Raw genomic sequence first — 13,256 nt, 5'->3', positions numbered from 1 at the left:
CAATCGCCACGAACCCATAGTGCGCGCGCGGCCGACGCATACCAATAACGCGCCAGGTAATTGAGCTGCCTTGGGCTAGCGGCGCACCATGGTCGTTTATCGGCCTTGCACAGACCTTACACAGGCGTGCGCGCGCCAAGCCAAAACCGGCCGGCACCAAATTGCACCAAGCCGTGGCACAGCCGCACCGACCGTTAATCGCGCACTATTTTTGGGAAATCCCGCTCAGGCGGTTGACTGGCTTTCGCCGGGCTCGCGCAGGCGTGTCAGCACACCGTCGAGCGCATCATTGCTGGTGAAGTGAATGGTGAGCTGGCCTTTGCCCCGCACGCCCAGCTTGATCTGCACCGGCAGGCCAAGCGCGTCGGATAGTTCTTCCTCCAGGCGGGTCACGTCGCGCGCCGGCGCGCCGTTGTTCGGCTTCTGCAACCTGAGGTCAAAGGGCTTGAGGGTGGAGGCTACCAGCTTTTCGGTCTCGCGCACCGATAAACGTTTGTTGACGATCTGATTGGCGAGCGTGATCTGGTTGGCGCCGTCGGCGGAGAGCAGCGCACGGGCGTGGCCCATGTCGAGATCGCCCGCCATCAGCATGGTCTGCACCGGCTGGGCCAGGTTCAAGAGACGCAGCAGGTTGGACACCGCGCTGCGCGAGCGCCCTACCGATTCCGCCGCCTGCTCGTGCGTGAAATTGAATTCGCGCACCAGGCGCATGATGCCTTGCGCTTCTTCCAGCGGGTTGAGGTCTTCACGCTGGATATTCTCGATCAGCGCCATCGCGGCCGCGGCTTCGTCGGCCACGTCCTTGACCAGCACCGGCACCTCTTCGAGCCCGGCGATCCTGGATGCGCGGAAGCGGCGCTCACCGGCAATGATCTCGTAGCGGTCCGGCTCGGCAACGCGGCGCACCAGGATCGGCTGCATCAGCCCTTGGGCGCGGATGCTCGCGGCCAACTCCTGCAGCGCGCCTTCGTCCATGCGCGTGCGCGGCTGGTATTTGCCGGGCTGGAGCTGGTCCAGGCGCAGCACGGAGGGCGCGCCCTCCTGCTTGACGGCATCGACAATCTCGGCCGGACCACCCAGCAGTGCTTCCAGTCCGCGGCCCAGGCCCTTCTTCTTCGCGGTGCTCATCTCGGTATCCTGTATTCGGTGACTCTCAACCCGGTGACTCTCAACCCGGTGCTCAGTCGAGTTGCTTGACGCGTGCGATCATCTCGGCGCCGAAATCCAGGTAGGCCTTGGCCCCCTTTGACGACGGATCGAATGCCACGCCCGGCACGCCGTACGACGGCGCCTCTGCCAGCCGCACATTGCGCGGGATGACGGTCTTGAACACTTTGTCGCCAAAATGCGACTCGAGTTGGGCCGACACCTGTTGCTGCAGGGTGACACGTGGGTCAAACATCACACGCAGCAAGCCAATCACCTTCAGGTCGCGATTGAGGTTGGCGTGCACCTGCTTGATGGTATTGACGAGATCGGACAGCCCTTCCAGCGCGAAGTACTCGCACTGCATCGGCACGATCACGCCGTGGGCCGCGCACAGGCCGTTGAGGGTCAGCAGCGAGAGCGACGGCGGGCAGTCGATCAGCACGAAATCGTATTCGGCATCGACCTCGGCAATGGCGTTCTTGAGACGTTTCTCGCGCTGGTCCAGCTCGACCAGCTCCACTTCCGCGCCGGCCAGCTCGCGGTTGGCGGGCAGCACGTCGTACTTGCCGGACTCGGAATGCTGGCGTGCCTGGCTCACCGTCGACAAGCCAACCAGCACCTGGTAGATGCTGTGCTCGAGCGACTGCTTGTCGATGCCGGAACCCATCGAGGCATTGCCCTGGGGATCCAGGTCGATCAGCAACACACGCTGGTCCTGTGCCGCGAGGCCGGCGGCAAGGTTCACCGTGGTGGTGGTCTTGCCGACGCCGCCCTTCTGGTTTGCGATCACGAATACCTTGGCCATATGCTCCTGCTGCTCCTGCTTGATTTCTACCTGCCGGGGGTGGGCGCCGGCGACAACCACCGGCCGGGTCAGCGGCGCGACAGCACCACCAGGTGACGTTCTGCGTCCAGCTCCGGCACGGTCAGGCGCGGTATCGCCTCGACCTGCCACCCGGCCATCAACCCGGCCGCGTCCATGCGATCGAGTTCGGGCTGAGGATAAACGCCCTTCATTGCAATCAGCTTGCCGCCCGGCGCCAGCAGGTGGCCGGCGAGCGAAACGAAATCGCTCAGCTCGGCAAACGCACGCGACGTGATGACTGCATACCCCTTGTCGTCTTCCAGCTTCTCCACCGGCCCCCAATGGGCGGCGGCGTTGGACAGGCCGAGCTGCGCCCGGCACTGCGTCAGGAAGGCGGTTTTCTTTTGCACGATGTCGACCATCAGCACCGACAGGTCGGGGCAAGCGATGGCCAGCGGCAGGCCCGGCATGCCACCGCCAGAACCCACATCCAGCACCCGGCTGCGCGCGCCCTCCTCCACCCCTGCGGCGCGTGCCGCTTCCGCCAGCGCCGGCACGGCGGCTAGCGAGTCGAGCATGTGGTGGGTCAGCATCTCGTCGGGATGACGGATGGCGGTCAGGTTATAGATGGCGTTCCATTTGCGCAGCAGTGCCAGGTAGGCAAACAACTGATCGATCTGGCTCGCGGAGACCGCCAGGCCAATGGCGGACAAGCCGGCCTCCAGGCGACGGCGCTGATCGGCATCATCCACGGCCGCGTAACGTTGGTTCCTCACTCAGGCGGCCTCTTGGCTGGGGTCGGACTTGGTACGCCCCATGCCCTTCTTTTTCAGATGGACCAGCAGCAGCGAAATCGCGGCCGGCGTCACGCCGGAAATACGCGATGCCTGGCCGAGGGTCTCGGGCCGGTGCTGATTCAGCTTCTGGCCCACCTCGATGCCAAGGCCGCGCACTTCCGTGTAGTCGAAGTCCTCAGGCAGGCGGGTGGATTCGTTGGCTTCCAGCTTATCCACCTCTGCGGCTTGCCGGGCGATGTAGCCGTGGTACTTGATGCCGATCTCGATCTGCTCGCGAATCTGCCCGACCAGCAGCGGGTCGGCATCGAGTGCCTGGGCGGGTGCGAACTTGCCACCTTGCAATGCCATCAGCGCTTCGTAGGTGACAGCAGGACGGCGCAGCAGATCGGCGAGGTTGTACTCGCGCTCGATCGCCTTGCCCAGCAGCGGCACGGCGTCGGCTTCCGGCAGGATGCTCGGATTGACCCAAGTTCCCTTCAGTCGCTCTGTTTCACGTGAAACAGCATCGCGCTTCCGGTTAAAGGCATCCCAGCGCACATCATCGACCACGCCAAGCTCCCGGCCTGCCTCGGTCAGTCGCATATCGGCATTATCTTCACGCAGGCTCAATCGGAACTCAGCACGGCTGGTGAACATTCGGTACGGTTCCGAGACCCCGCGGGTGATCAGGTCGTCGACCAGAACCCCAAGATAGGCCTGGTCTCGCCGGGGAGTCCAGGCGTCGCGCTCCCGCACGAAGCACCCCGCGTTGATGCCAGCCAGCAGGCCCTGGGCCGCAGCTTCTTCGTAGCCGGTGGTGCCGTTGATCTGGCCGGCGAAGAACAGGCCGCTGATGGCCTTGGACTCCAGCGAGGCCTTCAGGGCACGCGGATCGAAGTAATCGTACTCAATGGCATAGCCGGGACGCAGGATGTGCGCGTTCTCCATGCCACGGATCGAGTGCACCAGGGCAAGTTGCACGTCGAACGGCAGGCTGGTGGAGATGCCGTTGGGGTAAAACTCGTTGGTGGTCAGTCCTTCCGGTTCCAGGAAGATCTGGTGGCTGTCCTTGCTGGCAAAACGATGGATCTTGTCCTCGATGCTGGGGCAGTAACGCGGCCCTACCCCTTCGATCACGCCGGTGTACATCGGCGAACGATCCAGGCCGCCACGGATGATGTCGTGGGTCTGGCTATTGGTATGCGTGATCCAGCACGGCAGTTGCTGCGGGTGCTGCTCGGCACGCCCCAGGAAGGAGAACACCGGCACCGGATCGAGATCGCCAGGCTGCTCGTCCATCACGGAGAAATCGATGGTGCGTCCGTCGATACGCGGCGGCGTACCCGTCTTCAGGCGGCCCTGCGGCAGCTTGAGCTCCTTCAGGCGCGCCGAAAGCGATACCGAGGCAGGGTCACCCGCACGGCCGCCAGTGTAGTTATCCAGCCCCACGTGGATCTTCCCGTCGAGGAAGGTACCAGCGGTCAGTACCACGGCGCGTGCGCGAAAGGTGATGCCAACCTGCGTGACGGCACCGACCACGCGGTCGCCCTCCACCACCAGGTCATCCACGGCCTGCTGGAACAGCATCAGGTTGGGCTGGTTTTCGAGCCGCGTGCGAATCGCCTTGCGATACAGCACGCGGTCCGCCTGAGCGCGGGTGGCACGTACGGCCGGACCCTTGCTGGAATTCAGGATACGAAACTGGATCCCCGACTCATCCGTGGCCGCCGCCATGGCGCCGCCCATTGCATCCACCTCCTTGACGAGATGGCCCTTGCCAATGCCGCCGATGGACGGATTGCAGCTCATCTGGCCAAGGGTCTCGATGTTGTGGCTCAGCAGCAGCGTCTGGCAGCCCATACGCGCAGCGGCGAGTGCAGCTTCAGTGCCGGCGTGGCCGCCACCGACAACAATGACATCGAATTCTTTTGGGTAAAGCATGGAGGCACCTCCTCCGGGAGGCTAGCGGAAATAAATCGGGATGCCGAATTATAACGGCAATCTCCGGAGCTTCCCTGCGCCGCAGCATGTTTCACGTGAAACATGCTGCATGAATAACCTGGGTGTGTTCCACGTGAAACAAAAAAGCCGGGCGCAATGGCCTGGCTTGGTCGCTACCTTGATCGGCTCCTACGCCTCATCCCCTGCCCTGCTCTTCCAGGTAGACAGCGATGCGCTCGATCAACCGCCCCAGATCGGCCTGAAGCTGGTCGAACCCTGCATTGCGCTCGCGCGTCACTTCGTCCATGTACAGCGGGCGCCGAATCTCGATCTGCAGGCTGTTGCGCCATTCGGCAGGGCGACCGATTTGTGCGATCAGTTGCACGCCCTTGTACGGATCATTGCGCGCCACGGTGTAGCCGAGCGAACGCAATTCAGCATCCACCAAATCGACAAAGGCAGGCTCGCAGGTCGTGCCATCCCGGTCGCCCAGCACAAAATCGGCCAGCGGATGGGCGCTCTGGATCTTCAACCGCTCGTAAGCGTTGTTGGGCATCGAGTGCAGGTTGAGATGCCAGACCGCGCCGAAGCGCCGATACGTTTCCTCGACCGCGCCTGACAGCGCCTGGTGGTACGGGCGGTAGTAGCGATCGATCCGGTTGCGTACCTCTTCCAGCGAGAGTTTGCGGTCATAGATGGGCGTGGCGGCATCGATGTTGCGCCAGATCAGCCCATACCCCAACCGCGTTTTCTCGCCTGGGGCCAGCGGCTCGGGCCAGGTGCCGTCCAGCAGGCTGGGATCGAGATCGTCCAGCGTACGGTTGGGATCGATGTAGACACGCGGGAAATTGGCGGCAATCAACGTGCCGCCAGCCTGGGGCACGGCTTCCCACAGCGCTTCCACGTGGGTGTCCTCGCCGCCGCGCAGGCGCTGCGCTGGGACGGCTGCCCGGAAATCCTGCGGGTATTGTGTGCCGCTATGCGGCGAGTCGCACACCAGCGGCAGCGTCTGGGCCAGGGGCGCGAAGTGGACGAAGGGCTCGAAGTTGTCGCTCATGGCCGTCAGTCCAGCTTGATATTGGCGGCCTTGGCCACGCGTGCATAGCGCGCCATCGCCTGCTGGATCTGCACCTTGAAGCCGTCCGGCGTGGTCGGCACCAGCGTGCCGCCCGACTCCTCCACCTTGCGCTTGAACTCGGGGTTCAGCATCGCCTTGTGGATAGCGCTGTTGAGCTTGGCGACGACGGCTGGCGGCGTGCCGGCGGGCGCGACTATGCCGAACCAGCCGCCATCGCCCATCTCCTTGTAGCCCAGTTCCGCGTAAGTCGGCACGTTGGGAAGCTGCGGCGAACGGGTGGCGCCCAGCACGGCCAGCGCCCGCAGCCGGCCCGATTTCACGTGGGGCAGCGTGGACGACAGGTTGTCGGTGATGGCATTGACCTGCCCTGCCACTGCATCGTTGAGCGCCAGGCCGGCGCCCTTGTACGGCACGTGCAGCATGTCGATCTTGGCCAGCATCATGAAGTTCTCGATATTCACATGGCCTAGCGAGCCAGCGCCGGGAGAGGCGAAGCTGTACTTGCCGGGGTTGGCACGGACCAGCGCGACGAACTCCTGCATGGTCTTGGCCGGCACGCTGGGATGCACCGCGAACACGCTCGGGATGGCGACCACGTTGGTGACCGGCGCGAAATCCTTGATCGGATCGTAGTTCAGCTTGGGGTACACGGCCCGGTTGGAGCCATGCGTGCTGACCGTCGCCATGCCGATGGTGTAGCCGTCCGGCGCCGCGCGCGCGACCTGCTCCATGCCCAGCGAGCCACCGGCGCCACCCTTGTTCTCCACCACGATGGACTGGCCCAGCTCGCGCCCGCCGAACTCCGCAACCAGGCGTGCCGACAAATCGGTAGAGCCGCCCGCGGCAAAGGGCACGATCAGGCGAATCGGCTTGTTCGGATAGTTGGCCTGCGCCAGCGCGCCGCCGGCTGCGGCAAGGCTGGCGCATGCCGCCAGGCAAGACAGGACAAAATGCCGGCGCGGCAGTTGGGCTCGGATCATGCGGACTTCTCCTTGGATTTCTATGAGTTGGCTCGCCAAGTGTCGGGAGTTTACCGAGTCCGCACAAACGACTATATTGCACGGTTGCATTACCAAAGTGCATTCTCGGCCCACCCTCCCCCACCTCATGCGGCTACGCTCACCCTCGATGTCCGAACTGCATGCCTTTGCCGCCGCCGCGCGGCTGGGCAGTTTCACGCGCGCGGCCGAGGACCTGTGCGTGACCCAGGGCGCGATCAGCCGTGCCATTGCCCGGCTCGAATCGCACTTTGGCCAGCCCCTGCTCCAGCGCAATGCGCATCGCCTGACGCTGACCGATGCCGGCAAGCAACTGCTGGAGGCCGTGGCCGGCCCGCTGGCAGCCATTGAAAACGCCAGCGCCGCCCTCCTCGCCCGTGACCGCCAGCACCACCTGACGCTATCGGCCGTGCCCACGCTGGCCAGCGTATGGCTGGTGCCAAGGCTGCCGGATTTCCACCGCCGCTACCCCGACGTCCGCCTGGACTTTGTGCCCTACCGGCGCGACGAGGACTTCTCAGGCCCCGCGCCCGATGCCGCCATCCTGCCCGGCACCCCGGACCGCTGGCCCGGCCTGCAATGCGACTACGTGATCGGCAGCGAGATGGTGCCCATCTGCCACCCCGAGCGCGCCCGCGCGCGCCTTGAGGCAGGCCGCTGGTCCGAGCCCGCCGAACTGCTCGATGAGCCCCTGCTCTATCACACTACCGCGCCGGCAAACTGGCAGCACTGGCTGTGGGCCGCGGGCGTACCCAGTGCTGCGCCAACGCTCTCGAAAGGCTTCGACCAGGTCTCGATCCTGGTGCAGGCGGTCAAGGCGGATATGGGCGTGGCGGTATTGCAGCGCTGCCTGGTACGCGATGAGATCGCCGCGGGCCGCGTGGTGGCGCCGTTTGATCTGCCGATCCGGCTGACGCGTGGCTACTTCCTGTGCGCGCCGCGGGAGCGGCGGGACCATCCGGCGTTTGCGCAATTTCGGGCATGGTTGCTAGGCGTGGCGGCACAGGACCCGGATGTGCTCGAACTCAATCAGGAAAATTCACGGGACAAATAGAAATTGGCATCATTTGCCAAACCACATTCATTAGACACATCTTTTTTACTTCCGGCAATCATAGCATCCATATTAAGAATGCCTATCCGATACGTCTGGACAGATATATTCATATCATGAATTGAAAGCGTACCAACCGCTGCGCTATCCAACCGCCACCAAAGCCAACAGACTGGCTTCACTAGAAAATGCATCTCAGAAATAATAACGGCGAGCAAAGCTCGCCGTTATTCATCGAGAGAATTCTACAAAGCGGGAAGCGCTAAGCCGCCTTCTTCGCCAATCCCAGATACGTCTCAATCACCTTCGGATTCGCCGCCAGCTCCGCCGCCGGCCCCTCCATCGCCATATCCCCCGTCTCGATCACGTACCCGTAATCCGCCACCTGCAGCGCCGCCCGCGCGTTCTGCTCGATCAGCAGCGTCGCCACGCCCGTCTTGCGCAGGTCATTGATGATGTGAAAGATCTCTTTCACGATCAGCGGCGCCAGCCCCAGGCTCGGTTCATCCAGCATCAGCAGTTGCGGCTTGGCCATCAGCGCGCGGCCCACCGCCAGCATCTGGCGCTCGCCACCGGACAACGTACCGGCATCCTGCTTCGCCCGCTCCTTCAAGCGCGGGAACAGCCCGTAGACCACTTCCATCTGGTCGAGGAAATTCTTCTCGCCGGCGCGCTTGCGGCGATAGGCGCCCAGCACCAGGTTGTCCGCCACGCTCATCGAGCCGAACAGTTCGCGCTTCTCCGGCACCAGGCACATGCCGCGCGCCACGCGCCCTTCCACCGGCAGGCCGGCGAGGTCGTGGCCGAGGTAGGTCACCGCGCCGTTGGACGAACCGCTCACCGGCAGCGCGCCCATGATGGCGTTGAGCATGGTGGACTTGCCCGCGCCGTTGGGGCCGATCACCGTGACGATCTTTCCCGCCTCCACTTTCAGGTTGGCGCCGTGCACGGCTTCGACCTTGCCGTAGCGCACGTGGAGGTCCTTTACTTCCAGGATCAGGCTCATTGTTCTTTCCTTACTCCACGCCGCCGAGGTAGGCCTCGAGCACCGCCGGGTCCTTCTGCACGTCCTCGGGCACGCCCTGCGCGATGCGCGTACCAAATTCCATCACCACCAGGCGGTCCGTCAGGTTCATCACGAAGTCCATGTCGTGCTCGACCAGCAGCACGCTCATGCCCTCGCCCTTGAGCTTCTTCAGCAGCTCGGCCAGCGCCTGCTTTTCCTTGTAGCGCAGGCCTGCGGCGGGCTCATCCAGCAACAGCAGCGCGGGATCGCAGCACAGCGCGCGCGCGATCTCCAGGATGCGTTGCTGGCCCAGCGCGAGGCTGCCGGCTTCCATGTACATGCAGTCGGCCAGGCCCACGCGTTCGAGCTGGCGCGCGGCTTCGTGCAGCAGCTTCGCCTCCTCGCGCTTGTTCATGCGCAGGATCGCCGCCGTCACGCCGCCCTGCGGCGCAAAGTCGCCGCGCAGGTGCGCGCCGATGGCCACGTTCTCCAGCACGGTCATGGTGGGCAGCAGATGCACGTGCTGGAAGGTGCGGCCGATGCCGCGCTTGACGATCTCGCGCGAGGGCAGCCCGGAGATCTGCTCGCCGCGGTACAGCACCTCGCCGCGCGTGGCCGGCAGCACGCCGGTGACGAGGTTGAAGGTGGTGGATTTGCCCGCGCCGTTGGGGCCGATCAGGCCGATGATCTCGCCGGCGCGCACCTGGAAGCTGACGTCGTTGACCGCCACCAGCCCGCCGAACTCCTTGCGCGCCGCTTTCACGTCGAGGATCAGTTCGCCGGCGTGCGGCTTCGCGCGCAACGGTAATGCGGGCGCTTGCGCCGGGGCCACCACCGGCGGGCCGTTGGGGAACAGCTTCTTGATAAACGGCCAGATGCCATCGCGCGCGTATTGCAGCAGCAGCACCATCAGCACGCCGAACACGATGGTTTCGAAGTTGCCGTTGGCGCCCAGCAACTTGGGCAGCACGCCCTGCAGTACGTCCTTCAGGATGGTGAGGATGCCGGCACCCAGCACCGCTCCCCACACGTGTCCCACGCCGCCGACCACCGCCATGAACAGGTACTCGATGCCGTAGTTCAGCCCGAATGGCGTGGGGTTCACCGCGCGCTGCAGATGTGCGTAGAGGAAGCCCGAGATGCAGGCCAGCATCGCCGCCACCACGAAGATCACCACCTTCATCCACGCGGTGTTCACGCCCATCGCCTCGGCCATGGTGCCGCCGCCCTTCAACGCGCGGATGGCGCGGCCCGGGCGCGAGTTGAGCAGGTTCTGCATGGCGATCACCGACACCAGCACCACGCCCCAGATCAGGTAGAACATCGAGCGCCCGGAGGCGAGCTCGATGCCGAGCACGTGCAGCACGGGAATGCCGTTGAGGCCATCGTACTTGCCGAGGAACTCCAGGTTGCCGAACAGGAAGAACAGCGACAGGCCCCAGGCGATCGTGGCCAGCGGCAGGTAGTGGCCGGACATGCGCATGGTGACGAGGCCGATCACGTAGGCCGAGGCCATCGTGATCACCAGCCCGACCAGCAGGCCAAACCAGGGCGACAGCCCGAACTGCGTGGTGAGATAGGCCGTGCTGTAGGCGCCCAACCCGACGAAGGCAGCCTGGCCGAAGGAGGTCATGCCGCCCACGCCGGTGAGCAGCACCAGACCGATGGCGACGATGCTGTACAGGCCGATGTAGTTGCCCAGCGTGATCCAGAATTCGGGCGTGGGCAGCACCGGCAACAGTGCCAGCACTACCGCGAAGGCCAGCAGGAAGATGCGGTTCTTGAGGTTAGTGTTCATGGCGTGTCCGTTATTCCTCGTCTTCCACATGCTTGCTGGTGAGCGAGCGCCACAGCAGTACGGGCAGGATCAGGGTGAACACGATGACCTCCTTGAACGCACTGGCCCAGAAGGACGAATAGGACTCGAGCAGCCCCACCAGGATGGCGCCCGCGGCCGCCACGGGGTAGCTCACCAGGCCGCCCACGATCGCGCCGACGAAGCCTTTCAGGCCGATCAGGAAACCCGATTCGTAGTACACCGTGGTCAGCGGCGCGATCAGGATCCCGCACAGCGCGCCCATTGCCGCGGCAAGCGTGAACGACAGGCGCCCGGCCTGCGTCGTGCCGATGCCAACCAGCCGCGCGCCCAGCCGATTGACCGCCGTGGCACGCAGCGCCTTGCCGGCAATCGTGCGTTCGAAGTAGAAATACAGCCCCGCGATCAGCAATGCCGATACGCCGACCACCCAAAGGCTCTGCCCGGAGATGGTCAGGCTGCCCACTTCAAAGCGCGCCTCCGAGAATGGCGTGGTGCGCGAGCCCTCGGCGCCGAACATGACCAGCCCCAACCCCACCAGCGCAAAGTGCACGCCCACCGAGACGATCAGCAGCACCAGCGTGCTGGCTTCGGCCAGCGGCTGGTAGGCCAGGCGATACAGCATGGGCCCGAGCGGGATCACGATCAGCAGCGTCAGCGCGATCTGCGCCAGCATGGGCATCGACTGCCCGTCGAAGTTCTGCGCCAGCAGATGCACGGCCAGCGGGAAGAGCAGGTATTTGCCGGCCAGCACCGCGACTCGCCTGGGCGCGGTCCGGCGCAGCTCGGCGCTGCGCAGGATGGTGACCGTCTCGTACAGAAAGGTCAGCACGCCCATGACCAGCAGCAGCCAGCTGCTTTGCGGCGCATGGCCGGACTGGATCGCCGCCAGGGTCAGCGCGCCATAGGCGACGAACTCCCCTTGCGGAATGAAGATGACGCGGGTCACCGAGAACACCAGCACCAAGGCTAGCGCGAGCAGCGCATAGATGGCGCCCGAGGTGATGCCGTCCTGCGCCAGGATGGCGGCGATCGAGAGGTCCATTGTCTCCTCGTATTGTTGGTGAGTCCGGCCGGCGGAGGGAGGCCGGCTAGCTTGTGAAACTACAAATTACGAAATATGAAACAACTTACGCATAGCGGAAATCCCGAGGAACCCTTAGCTTGCGCAGTGCCGCATCGGTGATTTGGCACGAGAGGCGGGAAACTCTGTGTATGACGGGTGCAGCATATCCGCAGCGCACCATGACCGTCATCTCGTTTCGCTCGCCCGGACAAACGCCAAATTCATTAACACGTTAAAGATCATGCATGGCGGATGCGGTGTCAAGTACGGGATTGCCTGTAGTAGCGCAGTAGTGCAGTGGCGTGGGACCGCGTGGGATGGCGCGCGCAACAAAAAAGGCGCATGGCTGGCCATGCGCCCTCGTTGCATCAATGCAGCCAGTCTTTGCCGCCTACTTGGTCTGCAACTTCCACTTGCCGTCGGCGATCTCCACCATCACGCGCGCGCGCTGGTCCAGGCCAAGGTGGTCGGTCGGCGTCATGTTCATGATGCCGTGCGAGATCGGCAGCTCCCTGGTTTGCTCCATGGCATCGCGCAGCGCCTTGCGGAACTCCTTGGTGCCCGGCTGGCCCTTCTTCAGCGCCTCGGGAATGGCTCGCTGCAACAGCAGGCCGGCATCCCAGGCATGGCCGCCAAAGGTTGAGACCTGGCCGCCAAACGCCTTCTCGTATGCCGTCTTATAGCTGATGGCAGGCTTCTTCACCGGGTTGGTATCGGGCAGTTGCTCGGCCACCAGCAGCGGGCCGGCCGGCAGGAACGTACCTTCGCAATCCTTGCCGCACACGCGCAGGAAATCGGCGTTGGCCACACCATGGGTCTGGTAGATCTTGCCCTTCCAGCCACGCTCCTTGAGCGCCTTGGCAGGCAGCGCAGCGGGCGTACCCGAGCCTGCGATCAGGACCGCGTCGGCGTTGCTGCCCATCATCTTGAGCACCTGGCCGGTGACCGAAGTGTCGGTGCGCGCAAAGCGCTCGTTTGCCACCACCTTGAGCTTGCGCATCTCGCCGACCTTGGCGAACTCCTGCGCCCAGCTATCGCCATAGGCATCCGCGAAGCCGATAAAGGCAACCGTCTTCACGTTGTGGTTGGTCATGTGCTCGGCAATGGCGGTCGCCATGTGCGAGTCGTTCTGCGGCGTCTTGAAAACCCAGGCGCGCTTGGCATCCATCGGCTCGATGATGCGGGCCGAGGCGGCCAGCGTGATCATCGGCGTCTCGTTCTCGGCGACGACGTCCACCATGGCCAGCGAGTTGGGCGTGACGGTGGAGCCCACGATCACGTCGACCTTGTCTTCGCTGATCAGCTTGCGCGTGTTCTTGACCGCGGTGGTGGTGTCCGACGCATCGTCGAGCACGATGTACTCGATCTTCTTGCCAGCGATCTCCTTGGGCAGCAGCGAGATGGTGTTCTTCTCGGGGATGCCCAGCGAGGCCGCGGGCCCCGTGGCCGATAGCGTTACCCCGACTTTGACCTGTGCGCTGGCGGTGCCGGCGCACAGGCTGGCGGCAGCGAGAGCCAGCAGGCTGGCGCGCTTGAATGTCATCGTGTCTCCCTCCATTGCGGCAAA

Annotated in this window: 11 protein-coding genes; 1 reads left to right on the top strand and 10 read right to left on the bottom strand. The window is 64.3% G+C overall.

Annotation, left to right across the window (positions count from 1 at the left end):
• Nucleotides 1-225 precede the first annotated feature (225 nt).
• The 6 genes from ACGLHR_RS02655 to ACGLHR_RS02630 form a co-directional block, all read right to left on the bottom strand.
• A complete protein-coding gene (locus ACGLHR_RS02655) occupies nt 226-1,128 on the bottom strand; it encodes a ParB/RepB/Spo0J family partition protein (RefSeq protein WP_400091684.1) in 903 nt (300 codons plus the stop codon).
• Between the two features lie 52 nt (nt 1,129-1,180).
• A complete protein-coding gene (locus ACGLHR_RS02650; RefSeq protein WP_400091683.1) occupies nt 1,181-1,954 on the bottom strand; it encodes a ParA family protein in 774 nt (257 codons plus the stop codon).
• A gap of 68 nt (nt 1,955-2,022) precedes the next feature.
• Nucleotides 2,023-2,730 (bottom strand): 16S rRNA (guanine(527)-N(7))-methyltransferase RsmG, encoded by a 708-nt coding sequence (gene rsmG / locus ACGLHR_RS02645; protein WP_400091682.1) that lies wholly within the window; start codon nt 2,728-2,730, stop codon nt 2,023-2,025.
• On the bottom strand, nt 2,731-4,671 hold the full coding sequence (gene mnmG, locus ACGLHR_RS02640) for a tRNA uridine-5-carboxymethylaminomethyl(34) synthesis enzyme MnmG (RefSeq protein ID WP_400091681.1): 1,941 nt from the start codon (nt 4,669-4,671) through the stop codon (nt 2,731-2,733).
• A 196-nt stretch (nt 4,672-4,867) separates the two neighbouring features.
• The gene (locus ACGLHR_RS02635) at nt 4,868-5,728 is read right to left on the bottom strand and encodes an N-formylglutamate amidohydrolase (protein ID WP_400091680.1); all 861 of its coding nucleotides are present in this window, start codon (nt 5,726-5,728) and stop codon (nt 4,868-4,870) included.
• Nucleotides 5,729-5,733: 5 nt separating this feature from the next.
• Entirely contained in the window at nt 5,734-6,729 is a 996-nt protein-coding gene (locus ACGLHR_RS02630) for a tripartite tricarboxylate transporter substrate binding protein BugE (protein WP_400091678.1), read from the bottom strand.
• A 127-nt stretch (nt 6,730-6,856) separates the two neighbouring features.
• Between ACGLHR_RS02630 and ACGLHR_RS02625 the strand changes: the two genes are divergently transcribed.
• Entirely contained in the window at nt 6,857-7,801 is a 945-nt protein-coding gene (locus ACGLHR_RS02625) for a LysR substrate-binding domain-containing protein (protein WP_400091676.1), read from the top strand.
• 262 nt (nt 7,802-8,063) lie between these two features.
• Here the strand turns inward: ACGLHR_RS02625 and ACGLHR_RS02620 are convergent, their stop codons facing one another.
• The 4 genes from ACGLHR_RS02620 to ACGLHR_RS02605 all read right to left on the bottom strand — a co-directional run bounded on the left by ACGLHR_RS02620 (nt 8,064) and on the right by ACGLHR_RS02605 (nt 13,232).
• Nucleotides 8,064-8,807 carry an ABC transporter ATP-binding protein gene (locus ACGLHR_RS02620; RefSeq protein ID WP_267604798.1) on the bottom strand — a complete coding sequence of 248 codons (744 nt, stop codon included), beginning with the start codon at nt 8,805-8,807 and terminating at the stop codon, nt 8,064-8,066.
• A 10-nt stretch (nt 8,808-8,817) separates the two neighbouring features.
• Nucleotides 8,818-10,605 carry an ATP-binding cassette domain-containing protein gene (locus tag ACGLHR_RS02615; protein ID WP_400091673.1) on the bottom strand — a complete coding sequence of 596 codons (1,788 nt, stop codon included), beginning with the start codon at nt 10,603-10,605 and terminating at the stop codon, nt 8,818-8,820.
• 10 nt (nt 10,606-10,615) lie between these two features.
• Complete coding sequence (locus ACGLHR_RS02610) at nt 10,616-11,668, bottom strand: branched-chain amino acid ABC transporter permease (RefSeq protein WP_267604800.1); 1,053 nt, start codon at nt 11,666-11,668, stop codon at nt 10,616-10,618.
• 412 nt (nt 11,669-12,080) lie between these two features.
• A complete protein-coding gene (locus tag ACGLHR_RS02605; protein WP_318233563.1) occupies nt 12,081-13,232 on the bottom strand; it encodes an ABC transporter substrate-binding protein in 1,152 nt (383 codons plus the stop codon).
• Nucleotides 13,233-13,256: the final 24 nt, after the last annotated feature.

It is taken from the genome of Cupriavidus sp. CuC1, from assembly GCF_044627735.1.
Taxonomy (GTDB): domain Bacteria; phylum Pseudomonadota; class Gammaproteobacteria; order Burkholderiales; family Burkholderiaceae; genus Cupriavidus; species Cupriavidus ulmosensis.
Note: the sequence above shows the minus strand (reverse complement) of the source record. Positions and strands in the feature narration are given on the sequence as shown.

Bases quoted from the DNA above. Each gene is read 5' to 3' on its own strand.
- ACGLHR_RS02655 (WP_400091684.1), bottom strand. From the start codon at position 1,128: ATGAGCACCGCGAAGAAGAAGGGCCTGGGCCGCGGACTGGAAGCACTG.
- ACGLHR_RS02650 (WP_400091683.1), bottom strand. From the start codon at position 1,954: ATGGCCAAGGTATTCGTGATCGCAAACCAGAAGGGCGGCGTCGGCAAG.
- mnmG (WP_400091681.1), bottom strand. From the start codon at position 4,671: ATGCTTTACCCAAAAGAATTCGATGTCATTGTTGTCGGTGGCGGCCAC.
- ACGLHR_RS02635 (WP_400091680.1), bottom strand. From the start codon at position 5,728: ATGAGCGACAACTTCGAGCCCTTCGTCCACTTCGCGCCCCTGGCCCAG.
- ACGLHR_RS02630 (WP_400091678.1), bottom strand. From the start codon at position 6,729: ATGATCCGAGCCCAACTGCCGCGCCGGCATTTTGTCCTGTCTTGCCTG.
- ACGLHR_RS02625 (WP_400091676.1), top strand. From the start codon at position 6,857: ATGCGGCTACGCTCACCCTCGATGTCCGAACTGCATGCCTTTGCCGCC.
- ACGLHR_RS02620 (WP_267604798.1), bottom strand. From the start codon at position 8,807: ATGAGCCTGATCCTGGAAGTAAAGGACCTCCACGTGCGCTACGGCAAG.
- ACGLHR_RS02615 (WP_400091673.1), bottom strand. From the start codon at position 10,605: ATGAACACTAACCTCAAGAACCGCATCTTCCTGCTGGCCTTCGCGGTA.
- ACGLHR_RS02610 (WP_267604800.1), bottom strand. From the start codon at position 11,668: ATGGACCTCTCGATCGCCGCCATCCTGGCGCAGGACGGCATCACCTCG.
- ACGLHR_RS02605 (WP_318233563.1), bottom strand. From the start codon at position 13,232: ATGACATTCAAGCGCGCCAGCCTGCTGGCTCTCGCTGCCGCCAGCCTG.